This window comes from Cyclobacteriaceae bacterium (assembly GCA_030584025.1).
In the GTDB taxonomy this organism is placed as follows: Bacteria; Bacteroidota; Bacteroidia; order Cytophagales; family Cyclobacteriaceae; genus UBA2336.
This window is the reverse complement of record CP129487.1, coordinates 321,713-339,914: the sequence shown is the minus strand read 5'-3', so window position 1 is coordinate 339,914 and position 18,202 is coordinate 321,713. Positions and strand designations below refer to the sequence as shown.

The following is an 18,202-nucleotide window of genomic DNA, read 5'->3' as shown; positions in this document are numbered from 1 at the left end:
TTTTGTATCCGTATTTAAGATGCTATGGAGCAACGGAAAACCTTCAGTGAATTGATTCGCAGCGAAAAACCTGTGTTGGTAGATTTTTTTGCCACCTGGTGCGGGCCATGCAAAATGATGCAACCCATACTGCAGGAACTTTCGCGCAAGATTGGCGATCGTGCATCCATCATAAAAATTGATGTGGATAAAAATCCCGCGGTTGCCGGCACGTATCAAATCCAGGGTGTGCCTACGTTAATGCTTTTCAAAAACGGACAAGTATTATGGCGGCAATCGGGTGTATTAAATGCCCATCAACTGGAGCAAGTTATTAATCACTATTCCGGAGCGCCCGTGCATCATTAAATTTTAACCGGGCAATTATCAGGTCGAACCGCTACCTTTGTGCAGTCGTTTCAACCAGCCCTTAACCTTGTAAATTTAAACTACGAACCGATATGTATTTTCAACACGTTTATGACAAAAGCCTGGCCCAAGCCAGTTATTTTATCGGCTGCCAGAAAGCGGGTGTGGCCATTGTGATTGACCCCAAGCGCGATGTAGACACCTACCTGGAAATTGCCGCGCAGAATAAAATGAAAATCACACACATTGCTGAAACGCACATCCATGCCGACTTCCTTTCGGGATCGCGTGAACTTGCTGCCCTTACCGGTGCGAAGATGTACTTATCGGATGAAGGTGGCGAAGGATGGCTGTATGAGTTTCCGCACGAAGGATTGAAAGATGGCGATTCCTTCATGGTTGGAAATTTAAAGTTTGATGTGTTGCACACTCCTGGTCACACACCGGAAAGCATTAGCTTTTTATTAACCGATACTCCAGCCAGTCCTGAGCCTGTAATGTTGTTCACAGGTGATTTCGTGTTTGTGGGTGATGTGGGCCGTCCTGATCTCTTGGAAAAAGCAGCAGGTGTTGTTGGAACCAAAGAAGCAGGCGCGAAAGAAATGTATAAATCCATCAAGCGCTTCAACGCACTTCCTGATCACATTCAGGTATGGCCTGGTCATGGTGCCGGTTCTGCTTGTGGAAAAGCATTGGGTGCTGTACCCAGCTCAACCGTTGGTTATGAAAAAATTAGGAACTGGGCTTTTCAATATGAAAAAGACGAAAATGGTTTTGTGAAATATTTATTAGAGGATCAACCTGAGCCTCCGAAATATTTTGCGATGATGAAAAAACTGAACAAGGTTGATCGTCCGCTATTGACGGAAGTTCCCAAAATTAAAAAACTTTCAAGTGCTGAATTTAAAACTGCTTTCGATAAAGGCGTAAAGGTTATTGATACCCGCCTGAAAACTGAATTTAGTGAAGGCTTCATTCCAGGTACATACAACATTCAGGGTAACAACTCATTTGCTACCTGGTGCGGATGGATTCTTTCATATGATGAGCCGTTCATTCTCATTGCTGAAGAAAGTAAACTGGATGACCTAACCCGCAAACTGATGCGTATCGGATTGGATAACATCTATGGATATGTTGAAAGTACAGATGTTTGGACATCGCTTGGAAACAAACTGGAAAAGGTAAACCAGGTTTCAGAACCTGAGCTGAAGCAAATCATGCAGTCGAACCATACCCAGTATGTTGACTTGCGTGGTGAGGCTGAATTCAAATCAGGCCACATCAAAGGAGCAGATCACGTTTTTGTAGGAACCCTGGAAAAGAATTTGAATAAGGTAAAGAAAGATGAACAGGTGGTGGTATTCTGCCAGGCTGGTGATCGTTCTTCCATCGGGTATTCGATTCTTGCCCGTAACGGATACAAGAACATTAAAAATTACGGTGGCGGAATGAGCGAGTGGATTAACAAAGGTAACCCCGTAGTAACCGACTAATATTTTCAGACAGGTTTAAAGTGAAACAAAAAGCCCTGGCGAAATTCGTCAGGGCTTTTTTTAGAAGTCATCTCAAAAATACCTCTTATGTCAGGTTGAGCTTGTCGAAACCGGTTTGGTAACTCGAAATAGCCTTCGACAAGCTCAGGCTGACATTTGAAACTGATTTTTGAGATGGCTTCTATTTGCTATAAAGTCTAACAATAATTACTTCTCAACAGCTTTACTCATCGTCATGGCCAGCTTTACGGCTTCATACGCATTTACTAAACCACCACTGCGACTCAGTTTGCTAAACTCCACTTTTTCATCTTTGCTGCCGGGGCGTGTTACTTCCAGTCCATCGAACTTGCGGGTTGATTGCGATAAGATTTCTCGCACTTGTGCTGCGGTAAGATCAGGAAAGTACGACATGATGATAGCGGCTACACCAGCAGCTGCCGGGCTCGCCATACTGGTACCCTGATTGTCTTTGTACTTGTTATCCGGAATGGTAGAGTAAATTTCTACACCGGGCGAAAACAAATCCACCGACTTCTTGCCATAGTTGGAGAAAGATGCTACAAAGCTTTCATCTGCACCGTACGAGGAAGCGCCCACTTCAATCCAGGTCTTTGCCTCCTTACCATCGTTGTATACGCGGGTAGGGAAATTATTTTTCTGATCGATGTCATCGCCATCGTTACCGGCTGCATGTACCAGCAACACACCTTTTGATTCAGCATATTTCACCGCCTTGTCCACCACTTCCTTTTGTGGGGAGTATGACTTACCAAAACTCATGTTAATGATGTGTGCTCCGTTATCCACCGCATAGCGGATGGCGTTAGCCACATCCTTATCGCGCTCATCGCCATTAGGCACAGCACGTACGGCCATAATTTTTACGTTATCAGCAATGCCGCGCATGCCCACATCGTTCTTACGGTTTGCAGCAATAATGCCGGCCACGTGTGTTCCGTGTTCGGCATCGGGGCCTTTCACATCGTTATTGCCGTAATACTTCTCGTTCATGTCGTTGTAGTTATCGCCTACGATAGCACGTGAATCAAATTCCAGGTTATACCCAAATAGTGCCTGCACGCGGTAGTAGTCAACAGCACCTTTCAAATCTTCTAATACTTCATCCACGTCTACATCCAGGCCAAAGTTTTGAAAGATAATGGAGATGGCATTTTTGGAAAACGCTACCACCGGGCTGGATGATTTAAGTGTATCCAACATGCCCGAAGTAATCTTGTCTACTTTCAGAATTTGCTTCAAGGTATCATTGCCATACGTGATATTCGTATAGATAGTATTGTACATGTTGTATTGCTGGGTAGCTTCCTCTGCGCGGGTTTCAAACTTCGACTTAATGTCTTTGTATTGGGCGTATTCAGCCTGGCTTTTCTTGGGCACTTTCTTCTCGTCTACATTTTCGTACTTAGCCTTCAGGCGAGCGTACTCACGGGTAAGCTCATAGGTGTCTTCATTCACGTTACCGTCCTTTCCACCAATAAAATTCCAACCGTACACGTCATCCACATATCCGTTTTTGTCATCGTCTATTCCGTTATCCGGAATTTCATCTGCATTGATCCAAACCACATCCTTCAGGTCTTCGTGGAATACATCAACACCTGAATCGATAACGGCCACAATAACCGTTCTTGAAGGCTTATCTTTTAACAGGGTATTGTACACCCGATCGGCACTTACGCCCTGAAGTTTATCGGTTTCCGGATCGCGCAAAAACCAGTCTTTTGGAACTTTTGTGCTATCCTGAGCCGCTGCGGCATCCTGAAATGCAATAACATTACCAACCGAAAGGCCCGATACCAACACAAGCCCCATCCAAAATTTATTGATCATAGTGATTTGATTTACAAGGTTTAATGTGTGCAAGGTAGAAGTTCTGATGAAAATTTCCGTAAAAATTGTTCAGGCGGTGAAGACACAAAACCATGCCAAAACTTACTTCCGTGCTGCCTGTTTCAAGAAGCACAGTCCTGAACCTAAAAGTTCCTGCAATTTTGTAGGGTTAATTCGAGAAGACGATGATTTACCTGGCCGCGACTACCATTTCCATTTTCTACGGAATTCTGTTTTACAGCTCTATAAAGCTTCGTAAATCCGGTGACGATTCTAGCGTTCGCATCACCTCTCGTTGAACAGCACGCCCTGACAAGGGCAAAAAGTCCATCCCCAAATCCATCCCCAAAAGAGAGCCGCTGAAGGCTTAGGCTTTTCCAAACGCAAATTGTTTTAATGTATAAAGGTTTTTACCTTTGCCACCCCTTGCAGAAGGAGGGTAAGCAAACGTGAGGGATCTGCCAAAGGCATTCCTTCGGAAGAGTCCCTCCTTCGGTACTGTAAGCCCAGGTGGCGAAATTGGTAGACGCACTACTTTGAGGTGGTAGCGCCCGAAAGGGTGTGCTGGTTCGAATCCAGTCCTGGGCACTTAAGTTTTAAAATGTTCTTGGTCTAACGTTCAACGTTAAGCCTGGAAAAATTGCCGAAGTGGTGGAATTGGTAGACACGCACGTTTCAGGGGCGTGTGTCGCAAGACATGAGGGTTCGAGTCCCTCCTTCGGTACCAGAGCCTGCAAGTGGGCAGGTGTGTTGCAAGACGTGAGGGTTCTGCCAAGGGCATTCCTTTGGAAGAGCCTCCTTCGGTACTCTTTTCGCTTTCATCCTTACCGCACGCCTTTCGCTCTAGCGATTGATTAAAAAATACATCAGTTTTGGCCCAAAACTATGTTCCTTGTGAAGATACAAAGTGTCAGATCCTGTCTGCTTTGAAATGGAATCACCGCTAAATACATGCTTATAAAATTCCTTAGGGTTGTATAACTTATTGTAAATATTACTAATAACATACTGATCACCTTTCGCTAATCTAACGTAGGTGTATCCCTTATATTCCTCAAGAACAGTGATCTTAGATTGAATACCAGTACTAGTATCTACCCTATTAAAATCTCCATACCTATTATCCCATTTGTTAAAGAAATAGAAAAAAATTACAGTTAAACATACTGACATTGCTATTATTAGAAACCAAACGCCTTTTGGAACAGCCGGGTGGTCCATTTTTCGGATAGATTAGTAATAGTATAAGTTTAAAATTTCAAATGATTCGGCTTTTCTCTTATAAAACCAGACATCGTGACCTATATCCTTTCTTAATGAATCACCAATTGAAATCTGGTTATCATCAATGAACTTACTTATGTAAAGAGAAAACGTTAACGTGTCTTTTGAATATGAATCATGTATCGAAATAGAATATACAGCTCTCCCTTGGTAATCAAGCTTAATAATTTTACCGGCTAATTTACTGTTTCTAAATTCTTCCTCACTGTTCGCGACTTTACAAGAAACAACTAGGACTAATACTAATAGAAGAAAAGACACAGAAATGATTTCACAATGCTTCTTAGTTTACTTGACTGAATAAATTATTGAATGTGTATTATTTATCTTTAACCGTATAATACAGTTCGTACTTCCCGATCGCATTTTGACGATAAATCTTCATATACTTTTTATGCCTAGATTTAGAAATCGAGTCGCCAACTTCAATTTTATATATACTCGTTAAACTGTATCCAATCATTCCTACATCCCTCCATTCATTATCAATTTTGAAATAAGGATAGCCTCTATTAGAAGAAATCCGGACATCCGTAATTACACCATGTACATCCAAATCAATGAACTGAGCTCTATTTTGTAGAAAGACAACAATTGAAATAACAGAAATAACAGCAACTAGTGTTCCGAGTATTATCCATCTGATTTTGGACAGTGTCATAATAACGCTTAATACTTAACCGAAACCGTTCCCTTATACTCCCGATGTGTGTACGTGAGGTGGTAAAAGTAAACACCTGTAGCCAACCCTTTCGGATACCATTTAAAATCCCGATCGGAACTTTCAAATACCTGCTTGCCCCACCGATCGTAAATGCGAATGTTTACGTAGCGGCCAATGCAATTGTCTTTCGGTAAAATGCTTACGTACTGATCAGGCGGAACGAGTTTGATCATGGCAAAAAAGTCGTTGACATCATCTCCATCGGGTGTCACGATATTGGGTGGTAGAAAATCTTCGTAACTGCCGTCCTCATCTTTAACCGTAAGGTTTATGGCCGCCACAGTCTCCTTTCCGCTGAAACACCGCCCATCATCTACCATAAATTCAAATTCATATTCATTCGAGAAAATGCCATCGCGGAAAATAGAGCAGTCGGGGTTCCAGGTAAATACGGTTTCTATTTCTCCCACACCTTCGACTGCAGAAAAAGAATAATCAGCTGGAGGAATAGCACCACTGGCGCGGGATAGACTTAACCGCATCATATCCTGTGGAGAAACATCTGCGTCTGTGCTTCTGATTTTCAACCTGATTTCCTGTCCGCGAATAGCGGTGAGTGCTCCACCTTCCAACACCTGATCTGGATTCAGGCTTTCAATGAAAATTTGCGGATCAAGGTTATCCGGTGGTTCCACATTCACCACAACGGTTAGTGTATCGGCTTTGTAAAAGCGGCATTTGTTGGCATTGTCCACTACAATAAACTCCAACTCATAGGTTGACTTGGTATTGAGGTTTACTTTGTCGCAGTCTAAGTACCAATCCACCGGTGATGCTACTTCACCAAAATCCTCATCCCCCGGAAAAACAATTCCCACAGCCTCCCGCTTAAACGCCTTGCCGTTTAACGTAAGTTGTAGAAAATCCTGATCGGCATCGGTGCCAAATACATTGAACCCAAGCGGCTGGTAAATTTTTCGGGTGATCTCTACACGTTTCTCATCGGCTTCTTGAATATCCGAGCTGATTACGGGATCAGCATTTCCAGGAAGTTTAATGCTTAACTCAAACTGTAATGTATCGCCACTTGCAATGGCACACTTATCGCGATCATCCACAATCACTTTAATATCGAATTGTGTTTTTTCGGTGAAGTCATACACATCACACCGTGAATCCCAGGTAAACAATCCGGTAAGCTGACCAGGTTGTGTCGGGTCAAGATCTAAGGTCATGCCTACATTGCCGATGTCAAATCCATCTACCAATACAAACACATCCAACTGATCCACATCCGCATCACTTGCCTGAATCGGTACGCTGATGAGCGGGTCGCCTTCATCAATATGAATGGTTTGATTGGGGGTTACAAATTGTGGCTTATTGTTTACCGGTGGCTGAACAAACACATTGATCACCAACGTATCCGACAACGGCAAACTACAGGCATCATCATACGCAATAATGCCTACCTGGTAATTTCCACCGGGCACATACGAACACTCCGGGAAACAAATGGTGAAGTCGGCAACACTACCATTGATCAATGTTGCCTTGTTTACAGTTGGCAATAACTCGGTTAAGTATCGCGAGGTATGGCGGAAGTTTAAGGGAAATACGCGCACATTCACTTTCTCCTGAAAGTTATCATCTGCCTTTTGTGAGTCGGGATCAGATACCTGCACTTCCACACAACGATCATCATCACTAAGCGAACCCGGAAATGATACCGAAAGCGTTTGGTTGGGTTGACTAAACGTTGCTGTGCCTTTTTTCCTTCCCACAATCTGCGGAGGTTCAGCCACGGGGCACCTGTCCACCACAAACATTTGAAAATCTCTTCGCACCTCTCCGATCTTCTCGCCATCCCTGAATTCTTCACACTTCACCGCAAACACGTATAAACCTAATCCAAATGCAGGCGGAGTCACCGTCAAAAATCCATCATCGCTGATCTTCAAGTCGGGTTGCCCGTTTACAATGTTGTTCAATCCAAAACCCGGGCGCCAGTTTATTTCAGGGTACGGGCCGGGTCGCGGCAACCCACCGGGCGGTATGGCGTCAGGTGATTTTGTATTTAGAGGCGTTACTATAGAATAAACCAACGAGTCGCCATCATCATCCGTTCCGGCAAAATCAACATAATAATTTTTTCCAGGGCAGGCATAGTCGTTAAGTGGCGGAAACAACCTGGGCGATGAGTTAACAAATGGTTCACCATTCTTTACCACCGGAGGAAACTCCAGGTAAAATGTTTGGCCGGCATAGCGTGAACCCAGCATTGGATCTTCGCTATAAATATTGGTGATGCTGTAATTACGGCAACAGCGCTCCCAAGAGATATAGTAGCCCTCTGGATCGTTGAATTCGGCTGGAGACAAATTAATATTAATGCCATAAATAAGCTTTGTGGTAACAATTTCTCCGCTCGAACATTCTGGCTGTGTATAGGGAACATTTTCAATGCTAGTCAGGAACAACCGGATCGCGTTGATCATGATGAAATTATCGCGCTTGCGAAAAATTCGCGCATCTACAAACTGATCGCGTGCACCGGGGTTACCGTTCAGTTCATCAAAATAAAGGATCATGTTAAGTCGGTAGGTATTACCGGAAATGTAAATGAGCTCAAATTCCCCACCCACAATGTGCGAGGCCCTTGCTGAAAGGCAGGCCAAAAGAAACAAACCGACTAGAAAAACAGCTCTCATAACAACAACACGAATGGAAAGATAAGAAAACCCGATCAAGCACAAAACACCCTTTATTGGTTAATTTGCCGCCATGAAGAAGGGGGAAATATTGGAAAGCATTTATTTGGAAAGCATGGCCGCGGAAGGCAAATGTGTGGCACGCCTCGATGGCAAGGTGCTTTTTGTGGAGGGCGCTGTGCCGGGCGATACCGTGGATGTGGAGCTGACTAAAATTAAAAGCAATTTCCTGGAAGGGCGTTCAGTACTCCTTAAAAAAGCCTCTGAATATCGGGTGAAACCAACCTGCTCGCATTTTGGCTTTTGTGGTGGTTGCAAGTGGCAACACCTGAACTACGAAACGCAACTTCAATACAAGCAGCAACAGGTAACGGATAACTTCAAACATATTGGCGGACTGGATTTTCTGGAAGTCAACCCTATACTGGGCTCAGCTAAAACCTATCAGTACAGAAACCGACTGGATTTCAGTGCCTCGGCACAACGATGGCTTACCCGTGAAGAATTAAAGTCTGGTGTTCCGTTCGGAGAACCCGCTCTGGGATTTCATGTACCAAAAAGTTTTGATCGGGTGTTTGATGTGGATACCTGTCACCTGCAACCTGAACCCAGCAACGCCATTCGCAAACTGATAAAAGAAACAGCGCTTCAACACAACATTCCATTTTTCGATCTGCGTAAACAAACCGGATACCTGCGCACGGTTACCATTCGCTCTACCAGCATCGGTGAAATCATGGTCATCGTTCAGGTAGCACAGAATCAGGAGGAATGGCTTTCGCTGATTATGGCTGCGCTTGAAAAGCAATTTCCGCAGATCACCTCGCTATTGTACATTATCAACACCAAACGCAACGACACATTTCAGGATCAGGAGATTTTAACCTGGAAAGGCAGGCCATATATTATAGAGTCGATGCCGAAACCCGATGGATCAGGAAATCTTGAATTTCGTATTGGGCCGAAATCATTTTACCAGACAAATTCGGAGCAGGCGTATGAACTGTACAAAGTGGCGTGGAAACTTGCCGCGTTAACCGGAAATGAACTGGTGTACGATTTGTATACCGGCACCGGAACCATTGCCAACTTTGTGGCGAGTCAGGCTAAAAAAGTAATCGGACTCGAGTATGTCGCGGATGCCATTGAAGATGCTAAAATAAATTCGCAGGTTAACCACATAACCAACACCGACTTTTATGCGGGCGATATCAAAAATCTGTTAGATGAAAATTTTCTTAGTCAACACGGCAGGCCTGATGTAGTTATTTCAGATCCGCCACGGGCAGGCATGCATGAAGATGTTTGCAAGATGTTACTGCAAGCCGCACCCAATCGAATCGTTTATGTGAGCTGTAATCCGGCCACACAAGCCCGCGATCTGAAAATCTTATCGGAAAAATATAACATCAGCGAAGTGCAGCCGGTTGATATGTTTCCGCACACCATGCATGTTGAAAATGTGGTAAGGCTGGACATAAAGCGGGAGTGATCTCCGGAGGAATCTCCTTATCTTACTACATGAATCTTGTAAAACTTATTATTATGTTGAAACGCATCATACTCAGTGTTGCTGTTTGCTGTTTTGCTTTTCTGGCAACAGCTCAGGACACCACCGCTTTTAAAGCTGAAACCTTTACGTCATCGGCCGATCATGTATTGCCGTATCGCATTCTGTATCCTGATGGTTTTAAAAAAGGAAAAAAATATCCGATTGTTCTGTTTCTGCATGGTGCTGGTGAGCGCGGAAACGACAATATGAGTCAACTTATACACGGTTCAAAACTCTTTGCCGATCCTGCAAATCGTAAAAAGTTTCCGGCTATTGTTGTTTTTCCTCAGTGCATGAGAGAATCGTATTGGTCAAGTGTAGAAGTTGATCGTACCCAAACGCCTTTTACACTTAGTTTTGATTACACAAAACCAATAACACTTCCCTTACAGGCAGCTATTGAATTGCTTCAACACTTAATCGCCCAAGGCTCTGTTGATCAATCGCGGGTTTACATTTCTGGTCTCTCCATGGGTGGCATGGGTACATTTGAGGCTGTGTATCGTTACCCTGAATTATTTGCTGCTGCGATGCCCATTTGTGGCGGTGCCGATGTGAACGCGTATGATGAACGTGTGGCTAAGGTTCCATTCCGGGTGTTTCATGGAGCTGATGATGCTGTAGTAAGCGTAGATCAATCGAAGAAAATTGTAGAAAAATTAAAAGCCTTGAATGTATCAGTGGAGTACATAGAGTATCCGGGTGTTAATCATAACAGTTGGGACAATGCCTTTGCCGAGCCTGATTACCTCAACTGGATGTTTAGCCGCAAACGCAAGAAGTAGCACAGACCCATTCACTACCTAACATTCGTTTCGATAAAATATTTTGCTTTTTTCTTGAATGGTAAATTTTTATTACTGACACTTGTATTAAATCAGAACAAAATGAAAAACACAACGCACAATGTAACACACTTTGGTAACCTTAACGGGTTAACACTGGGTAGCATCGTGCTAGTCATTATCGTCATTATTAACCGAACATCGGGGCGATGGTGATTGACTATATAAAGTAACTAACACAAACCGCCTCGATGAAAACCATCGGGGCGGTTTTGTTTTAAACAGGTCGATCCAAACTAACAATTGTTATATGTACTACACAAAAAACACAGTTCTTTACCTCAACGGAAAATTCATCAAAGCCGCAGACGCCTCAACCGATTTATACAGCCAGACACTACACTACGGATACGGAGCCTTTGAAGGCATTCGCGCCTACAACACTACGCAGGGAACAAAAATCTTTAAAGCCTACGAACACTATGAACGCTTGCGTAACAGCTGCATCTCCGTTGGCATTCCATTCGATTACGATACGGAAGAACTCATTCAGGTAACATACAAACTCCTTAGCAAAAACAATTTAAAAGATGCCTACATCCGGCCACTGGTGTATTGCAGTCCGAATATGGCACTAACAGCACCAAAAGAAGTGTATATCATGATTGCCGTTTGGGAGTGGGGCAAATACCTGGGCGATAACCTGCTCAAGCTTTGTATTTCTTCCTATCAACGACCAAACCCGAACTCGGTAAAGGTAGAAGCAAAAATTACCGGTCATTATGTGAATTCCATTCTCGCCACCAGCGAAGCAAAAGTGCGTGGCTATGATGAGGCGCTTATGCTTGACATGCATGGCCATGTAGCAGAAGCCCCCGGTGCCAATTTCTTTTTTGAAAAAGATGGCGCGCTGTACACACCACCACTCGGACATATTCTTCCAGGTATCACAAGACAAACCGTCATCAACATCTGTAAAGAATTAGACATTCCGGTTCACGAAAAGCAATTCAAGCCCGAAGAACTTACCGGTGCCGACAGCGCCTTTCTCTGCGGTACAGCAGCTGAAGTAGTGGGCATTGAATCCATCGATGCGAAACCATTCGCGAAAGATTGGAAAGACAGTCTTGGAAACATCATCCAGGAAGCATACAAATCACAGGTACTCGACAAAACTTTTAGTCACATGATTATTTAGACGTAAGTAGCAAGATATAATGTCGTTAAACAAATACAGTAGCACCATCACACAAGACCCAACGCTGCCCGCATCGCAGGCAATGCTGTATGGCATTGGATTGACGGAGCACGACCTCACCAAAGCACAAGTGGGGATTGTAAGCACCGGCTTTGATGGCAACACCTGCAACATGCATTTGAACAAACTGGCACAGGAAGTGAAAACGGCCGTGTGGGATAATGAATTGGTAGGATTGGTATTCAACACGATTGGTGTTAGCGATGGCATCAGTAATGGAACAGAAGGCATGCGCTATTCGCTGGTGAGTCGCGAAATCATTGCCGACTCCATTGAGGCTGTTTGTCATGCGCATTATTACGATGGACTTATAGCAGTGGTTGGCTGCGATAAAAATATGCCGGGTTCACTCATCGCCATGGGCAGGTTAAACCGGCCCTCCATTATGGTGTATGGCGGCACGATTGCCGGTGGAAACTGGAAAGGAAAAGAACTAAATATCGTTTCTGCATTCGAAGCGTTGGGTGAAAAACTCGCAAACAAATTATCGGACGAAGATTATAAAGGCATTATTCAACACGCGTGCCCGGGTGCAGGCGCATGCGGTGGTATGTACACGGCCAATACCATGGCTTCTGCCATTGAAGCGTTGGGCATGGCCCTACCCTACTCGTCATCCAATCCTGCTTTAAGTCAGGAAAAATCGAAAGAGTGCCATGAAGCAGGTAAGGCTATTCATAACCTGTTGAAACTCGACCTTAAGCCCCGCGACATCATGACACGTAAGGCTTTTGAAAATGCCATTACCATAGTGATGGCGCTTGGCGGAAGCACGAATGCCGTGTTGCACCTCATTGCGATGGCCAAGGCAGTTGGTATTTCCATCACACAAGAAGACTTTCAAACCCTCTCTGATAAAACTCCGGTGCTGGGCAATTTGAAACCCAGCGGCAAGTACCTGATGGGGGATGTACACCGCATTGGCGGTGTACCCTCCGTTATGCACTACCTGCTTGAAAAAGGATTTCTTCATGGCGATTGCATAACAGTTACCGGTAAAACGGTAGAAGAGAATATAGCACACGCACACAAACTCAATTTCAATGAACAGGATGTCATACGACCTGTAGAACAACCGATCAAATCAACGGGCCACATTCAGATTTTGTACGGCAACCTGGCAGAGAAAGGATCGGTGGCTAAGATCAGTGGAAAAGAAGGAAACTCATTCAAAGGAAAAGCACGCGTGTTCAATGGCGAGTTTGAACTGATTGATGGCATACAAAACGGAAAAGTAAAAGAAGGCGATGTCGTGGTGATCCGTTACGTGGGTCCGAAAGGTGCGCCCGGTATGCCGGAGATGCTAAAACCAACTTCAGCCATTATGGGAACAGGCCTGGGCAAAAGCGTGGCGCTGATAACCGATGGAAGATTTTCTGGTGGCACGCATGGATTTGTAGTGGGCCACATCACACCTGAGGCTTTTGATGGTGGCACCTTGGCATTGGTTGAAGATGGTGATGCCATTGAAATCGATGCCATTAAACATGAAATCAATGTATTGGTAGATGATGCTACGCTTGCCAAACGCAAAGCGGCCTGGAAACAACCAACACTGCGCGTGAAAAGCGGAGTGCTGTTAAAGTATGCAAAACAAGTAAAAACTGCAGCCGATGGATGCGTTACTGACGAAGCATAAAGAAAAATTAGCAACTGAACCGAAGAAAAAAATTTCGGGATCGGAAGCGTTGCTGCGCTGCCTGGTGGCTGAAGGTGTGGATACCCTGTTCGGTTACCCGGGTGGTGCCATCATGCCGGTATATGATGCGCTGCACTTTTACCACGATCAACTTAAACATTACTTAGTCCGCCATGAGCAAGGTGCCATTCATGCCGCACAAGGTTACGCGCGTGTATCCGGAAAGACAGGTGTGGCTATTGCCACTTCAGGCCCCGGAGCAGCAAACCTCATTACTGGTTTGGCTGATGCGTTGATCGATTCAACTCCGGTGGTGTGCATCACAGGTCAGGTAGCTGAGCACTTGCTCGGCACTGATGCCTTTCAAGAAATGGATGTGATCAACACCACCCTTCCGGTTACCAAATGGAATGTGCAAATCAGCAAAGCATCTGACATTCCATCTCAAGTCGCAAAAGCATTTTACATCGCGCGAAGCGGAAGACCCGGTCCGGTGGTAATCGACATTACCAAGAATGCACAGTTTGAAATGATGGAGGAGTTCGAATATGAACCGTGTCATCACATCCGTACCTATTCACCAAAGCCGTTGCTCGATCATGCACAACTTGAAAAGGCTGCTGATCTGATTAACAACGCTGAACGGCCGTACATCCTTTGCGGACAAGGTGTGCTACTAAGCAACGCTTCGCAGGAATTAATTGCACTTTCCGAAAAAGCAAACATTCCGGTGGCGGCTACTTTACTCGGACTTTCCGCCATACCTGTTCATCACCCGAATTATGTCGGGTACTTGGGCATGCACGGCAACTATGGAGCAAACATACTGACCAACGAATGCGATGTACTGATTGCCATCGGTATGCGGTTCGATGATCGGGTGACGGGCAATGTTTCGAAATATGCGAAGCAGGCAAAAGTCATTCATATTGAAATTGATAAGGCAGAGATTAATAAAATTGTAAACGCTGATGTGGGTGTTCATGCGGATGCCAAAGAAGCGTTACAAGCATTGCTTCCGCTCATCAAAGAGAAAAAACACAGTGCATGGTTTCAAAAATTTCACGAGGCCGCTCGAAAAGAACACGAGAAAGTTATTCAGTTTGATTTTTATCCGCTATCGGATTCGCTGAAGATGGGTGAAGTAATTCGTGAACTTTCGGAATTAAACAAAGGCGAGGCCATCATTGTAACCGATGTCGGCCAACACCAGATGGTAGCTTCACGTTACTACCCCTTTAAGGACACACGAACCAACGTGACTTCAGGTGGCGCAGGTACTATGGGCTTTGCATTGCCTGCAGCTGTAGGGGCCAAAGTAGCTCAACCCGAAAAGCAAGTGGTTGCCGTTATTGGCGATGGTGGATTTCAAATGACGGTACAGGAGTTGGGCACCATCATGCAATACAACATTCCGGTGAAGTTGCTGATTTTGAACAACAACTTCCTGGGCATGGTACGTCAGTGGCAGCAATTGTTTTTTGAGAAACGTTATTCATTTACGGAACTGAACAATCCAAACTTCTCCGTCTTAGCAGATGCATACAGCATTCCTGCTAAAAAAGTTTCAGCCCGACCTGAATTGCGAAACGCCCTAAAGGAAATGCTTGAATGTTCTGGACCATACCTGTTAGATGTTCAAGTAGAAAAAGAAGAAAATGTTTTCCCAATGGTACCCACCGGTGCGGGAGTTGGCGAAATATTATTGGAAGCACCTAAACCAACAAAATCATGAAACAGGATTTCACCATAGAAGTTGCTGCAGATAATAACTTCTCGATCCTGAACCGGATCATCAATGTTTTGAACAGAAGGCGCGTGCGGATTAAACGATTGGTGGCGCACGAAGATGAAAATGATTTCCGCAGAGGTGGTGCAACCATGCTGCTACACACCACGCCTGAGATGATTGAAAAGGTAAAACATCAATTGGAAAAACTCATTGAAGTGGAGAGTGCGGTTTGCTATGAAGGCAGTTCCGTTTACACCGAAATCAGCTTAAAGAATGGCAAACAAGTAGCTTGAGGAAACATAAGCACATGAACACAGACGAACATAAATACATTAAACATGGCTAAGATAAATTTTGGAGGAACAATTGAAGAAGTAGTAACCCGCGAAGAATTCCCGATGGATAAGGCATTGGAGGTTCTGGGCAACGAAACCATTGCCATTCTCGGATACGGGGTACAAGGACCTGCACAAGCATTGAATTTACGCGACAATGGATTCAACGTAATTGTGGGGCAACGCAAGGGCAGCAAATCCTGGAACAAAGCTGTGGAACACGGCTGGGTGCCGGGCGAAACACTTTTCGATATTGAAGAAGCCGCAAAGCAAGGAACCATTCTGCAATTTTTACTTTCCGATGCAGGACAGATCGCTTCATGGCCAACGATTAAGCCACATCTCATCAAAGAAAAAACCTTATACTTCTCTCACGGTTTTGGCATCACTTTTAATGATCAAACCGGAATTATTCCACCTTCAGATGTGGATGTGATTCTGGTTGCCCCAAAAGGATCAGGCACATCCGTACGGAGATTATTCCTTCAAGGTAAAGGCATCAACTCCAGTTACGCCATCTATCAGGATGCATCAGGCAAGGCACGTGAAAAAGCAATTGCGCTTGGCATTGGTGTCGGCTCAGGTTATCTATTCGAAACGGATTTTAAAAAAGAAGTGTACTCCGACCTTACCGGTGAGCGCGGCACCCTCATGGGCGCCATTGCCGGAATCTTTGAAGCGCAGTATGAAGTACTGCGTTCGAAAGGACACTCGCCTTCCGAAGCTTTCAACGAAACGGTAGAAGAGTTAACACAGAGTTTAATGCCGCTGGTTGCAGAAAACGGCATGGATTGGATGTATGCCAACTGCTCCACCACAGCGCAGCGCGGTGCACTTGACTGGAAGAAACGATTCAAGGAAGCCACGCTTCCTGTATTCAAAGAACTCTATGAAAGTGTGGCCAGTGGAAAGGAAGCAAAACGCACCATCGATACGTGCAGCAAACCCGACTACCGTGAAAAACTTGGAGAGGAGTTGGCAGCACTTCGCGAAAGTGAACTGTGGCAGGCAGGTGCGGCTGTACGTAAGTTGAGACCGGAGAAGGCCGGTGTGGAGGAGAGTATGATTAATTAGTAGGCATAAGTAGTAAGATAGATTCTTGTGTCTTACTATTTGCGTCTAAAGTCCAATAAAAATGAAAGAAAAAACTGCGTCATACTTAGATATTACTAAGGCACACGAAACACTCAAACACGTTGTGCTCAAAACTCCTTTGCAGTTTCATCGCAAACTTTCAGAGCGGTTTAAGGCTGAGATTTATTTGAAGCGTGAAGATCTTCAGGTGGTGCGCTCTTACAAAATACGCGGTGCGTATAACCTTATCCAGGGTTTAACGAAAGAAGAAAGAAGCCGTGGTATTGTGTGTGCCAGTGCCGGCAATCATGCACAAGGTGTAGCCTTTTCGTGCAAACTGCTGAACATACAAGGCACCATCTACATGCCCAGCATCACACCCAAACAAAAGATCAACCAGGTTAAAATGTTTGGTGGTAATCAGATTGATATTGTGCTGGTTGGCGATACGTTTGACGAATGTCAGGAGCATGCGCTTCAGCACGCAGTAGAATTCAACAAAGTTTTCGTACCCCCGTTCGATCATCATAAAATAATTGAAGGCCAGGGCAGTATGGGGATTGAAATCGGAGAAGAGTTGTCGGGTATTGATTACATTTTTATTCCCATTGGTGGCGGTGGTCTCTGTGCAGGCGTGGGCAGCTATTTTAAAACATTTTCTCCCAATACAAAAATCATTGGTGTTGAGCCTCAGGGCGCTCCATCCATGACGGAAGCCTTGAAAATGGGGAAACCAGTTGTCCTTGAATCCATACAGCGTTTTGTCGATGGCGCTTCGGTTAAGAAAGTGGGCAACATTACCTTTTCATATATCAAGGACTTTATCCACGGAATGCTGTTGATCCCCGAAGGCAAGGTTAGTTCGGTTATCCTGCAGCTCTACAATGAAGATGCGATTGTTGCGGAGCCGGCAGGAGCGTTGAGCATTGCCGCACTGGAACAGTATCAGGATAAAATTGAAGGGAAAAAAGTGGTGTGCATAGTAAGTGGCGGGAACAACGACATCGACCGCATGCAGGAAATTAAAGAACGATCACTCCTGTATGAAGGCTTAAAGCATTATTTCATCATCCGGTTTGCACAACGCCCAGGTGCCCTGAAAGAGTTTGTAAACCACATACTAGGGCCAACCGATGATATTGTGCGTTTTGAATTCATCCAGAAGCACAATAAGGAAACAGGGCCTGCGCTGGTGGGCATTGAAGTGAAGTCGCGGGAGGATTTTGAACTGCTTCGTGCCCGCATGCACGAACATCAACTGAATTTCACGGCTATTAATCAGCATGAAAATCTTTTTGAGTACATTATTTAAGAAACTTTTGGTTATCAACCTAAAATCAGAGTATTTCACAACCATGTTAACGCAAGCAACTATTATCACCAACACGGCAGCCATCACGGCCACAGCTTGCACATATACTACTATTACGGGGTAACCCGTCATCACTACCATATTCCCTATTCGTCAGG

The 18,202-nt window shown here is 44.6% G+C and carries 13 protein-coding genes and 2 tRNA genes; 12 read left to right on the top strand and 3 right to left on the bottom strand.

Annotated elements, in window-relative coordinates:
* Positions 1 to 24: 24 nt before the first annotated feature.
* Both trxA and QY309_01605 read left to right on the top strand, forming a co-directional pair.
* Complete coding sequence (gene trxA / locus QY309_01610) at positions 25 to 348, top strand: thioredoxin (GenBank protein ID WKZ60184.1); 324 nt, start codon at positions 25 to 27, stop codon at positions 346 to 348.
* 92 nt (positions 349 to 440) lie between these two features.
* Entirely contained in the window at positions 441 to 1,844 is a 1,404-nt protein-coding gene (locus tag QY309_01605; protein ID WKZ60183.1) for an MBL fold metallo-hydrolase, read from the top strand.
* Positions 1,845 to 2,051: 207 nt separating this feature from the next.
* Here QY309_01605 and QY309_01600 read toward each other — a convergent pair whose 3' ends face one another.
* On the bottom strand, positions 2,052 to 3,698 hold the full coding sequence (locus QY309_01600) for a S8 family peptidase (protein ID WKZ60182.1): 1,647 nt from the start codon (positions 3,696 to 3,698) through the stop codon (positions 2,052 to 2,054).
* A 504-nt stretch (positions 3,699 to 4,202) separates the two neighbouring features.
* Here QY309_01600 and QY309_01595 point away from each other — a divergent pair.
* Both QY309_01595 and QY309_01590 read left to right on the top strand, forming a co-directional pair.
* Positions 4,203 to 4,286: transfer RNA gene (locus QY309_01595), tRNA-Leu, on the top strand.
* Between the two features lie 54 nt (positions 4,287 to 4,340).
* A tRNA-Leu gene (locus tag QY309_01590) sits at positions 4,341 to 4,425 on the top strand.
* An 876-nt stretch (positions 4,426 to 5,301) separates the two neighbouring features.
* Here QY309_01590 and QY309_01585 read toward each other — a convergent pair.
* The gene (locus tag QY309_01585) at positions 5,302 to 5,643 is read right to left on the bottom strand and encodes a hypothetical protein (protein ID WKZ60181.1); all 342 of its coding nucleotides are present in this window, start codon (positions 5,641 to 5,643) and stop codon (positions 5,302 to 5,304) included.
* 8 nt (positions 5,644 to 5,651) lie between these two features.
* Entirely contained in the window at positions 5,652 to 8,237 is a 2,586-nt protein-coding gene (locus QY309_01580; protein WKZ60180.1) for a gliding motility-associated C-terminal domain-containing protein, read from the bottom strand.
* A 193-nt stretch (positions 8,238 to 8,430) separates the two neighbouring features.
* Here QY309_01580 and rlmD point away from each other — a divergent pair, with 193 nt between their 5' ends.
* The 8 genes from rlmD to ilvA all read left to right on the top strand — a co-directional run bounded on the left by rlmD (position 8,431) and on the right by ilvA (position 18,044).
* Entirely contained in the window at positions 8,431 to 9,849 is a 1,419-nt protein-coding gene (rlmD, locus tag QY309_01575; protein ID WKZ60179.1) for a 23S rRNA (uracil(1939)-C(5))-methyltransferase RlmD, read from the top strand.
* Positions 9,850 to 9,902: 53 nt separating this feature from the next.
* On the top strand, positions 9,903 to 10,694 hold the full coding sequence (locus QY309_01570) for a prolyl oligopeptidase family serine peptidase (protein ID WKZ60178.1): 792 nt from the start codon (positions 9,903 to 9,905) through the stop codon (positions 10,692 to 10,694).
* A gap of 310 nt (positions 10,695 to 11,004) precedes the next feature.
* Complete coding sequence (locus tag QY309_01565; GenBank protein WKZ60177.1) at positions 11,005 to 11,892, top strand: branched-chain amino acid transaminase; 888 nt, start codon at positions 11,005 to 11,007, stop codon at positions 11,890 to 11,892.
* A 19-nt stretch (positions 11,893 to 11,911) separates the two neighbouring features.
* Positions 11,912 to 13,591 (top strand): dihydroxy-acid dehydratase, encoded by a 1,680-nt coding sequence (gene ilvD / locus QY309_01560; GenBank protein ID WKZ60176.1) that lies wholly within the window; start codon positions 11,912 to 11,914, stop codon positions 13,589 to 13,591.
* Positions 13,566 to 15,326, top strand: coding sequence for a biosynthetic-type acetolactate synthase large subunit (gene ilvB, locus QY309_01555; GenBank protein ID WKZ60175.1), 1,761 nt, complete (start codon positions 13,566 to 13,568; stop codon positions 15,324 to 15,326). Before ilvD ends, ilvB begins: the two co-directional genes overlap by 26 nt.
* Positions 15,323 to 15,616, top strand: a complete 294-nt coding sequence (locus tag QY309_01550) for an ACT domain-containing protein (protein WKZ60174.1) — start codon at positions 15,323 to 15,325, stop codon at positions 15,614 to 15,616. Before ilvB ends, QY309_01550 begins: the two co-directional genes overlap by 4 nt.
* A 45-nt stretch (positions 15,617 to 15,661) precedes the next feature.
* On the top strand, positions 15,662 to 16,732 hold the full coding sequence (gene ilvC / locus QY309_01545) for a ketol-acid reductoisomerase (protein WKZ60173.1): 1,071 nt from the start codon (positions 15,662 to 15,664) through the stop codon (positions 16,730 to 16,732).
* Between the two features lie 61 nt (positions 16,733 to 16,793).
* A complete protein-coding gene (gene ilvA / locus QY309_01540) occupies positions 16,794 to 18,044 on the top strand; it encodes a threonine ammonia-lyase IlvA (GenBank protein ID WKZ60172.1) in 1,251 nt (416 codons plus the stop codon).
* Positions 18,045 to 18,202 lie beyond the last annotated feature (158 nt).

Bases quoted from the DNA above. Each gene is read 5' to 3' on its own strand.
- trxA (WKZ60184.1), top strand. From the start codon at position 25: ATGGAGCAACGGAAAACCTTCAGTGAATTGATTCGCAGCGAAAAACCT.
- QY309_01550 (WKZ60174.1), top strand. From the start codon at position 15,323: ATGAAACAGGATTTCACCATAGAAGTTGCTGCAGATAATAACTTCTCG.
- QY309_01605 (WKZ60183.1), top strand. From the start codon at position 441: ATGTATTTTCAACACGTTTATGACAAAAGCCTGGCCCAAGCCAGTTAT.
- QY309_01570 (WKZ60178.1), top strand. From the start codon at position 9,903: ATGTTGAAACGCATCATACTCAGTGTTGCTGTTTGCTGTTTTGCTTTT.
- rlmD (WKZ60179.1), top strand. From the start codon at position 8,431: ATGAAGAAGGGGGAAATATTGGAAAGCATTTATTTGGAAAGCATGGCC.
- ilvC (WKZ60173.1), top strand. From the start codon at position 15,662: ATGGCTAAGATAAATTTTGGAGGAACAATTGAAGAAGTAGTAACCCGC.
- QY309_01565 (WKZ60177.1), top strand. From the start codon at position 11,005: ATGTACTACACAAAAAACACAGTTCTTTACCTCAACGGAAAATTCATC.
- QY309_01580 (WKZ60180.1), bottom strand. From the start codon at position 8,237: ATGATCCTTTATTTTGATGAACTGAACGGTAACCCCGGTGCACGCGAT.
- ilvA (WKZ60172.1), top strand. From the start codon at position 16,794: ATGAAAGAAAAAACTGCGTCATACTTAGATATTACTAAGGCACACGAA.
- QY309_01600 (WKZ60182.1), bottom strand. From the start codon at position 3,698: ATGATCAATAAATTTTGGATGGGGCTTGTGTTGGTATCGGGCCTTTCG.
- QY309_01585 (WKZ60181.1), bottom strand. From the start codon at position 5,643: ATGACACTGTCCAAAATCAGATGGATAATACTCGGAACACTAGTTGCT.
- ilvD (WKZ60176.1), top strand. From the start codon at position 11,912: ATGTCGTTAAACAAATACAGTAGCACCATCACACAAGACCCAACGCTG.
- ilvB (WKZ60175.1), top strand. From the start codon at position 13,566: ATGGATGCGTTACTGACGAAGCATAAAGAAAAATTAGCAACTGAACCG.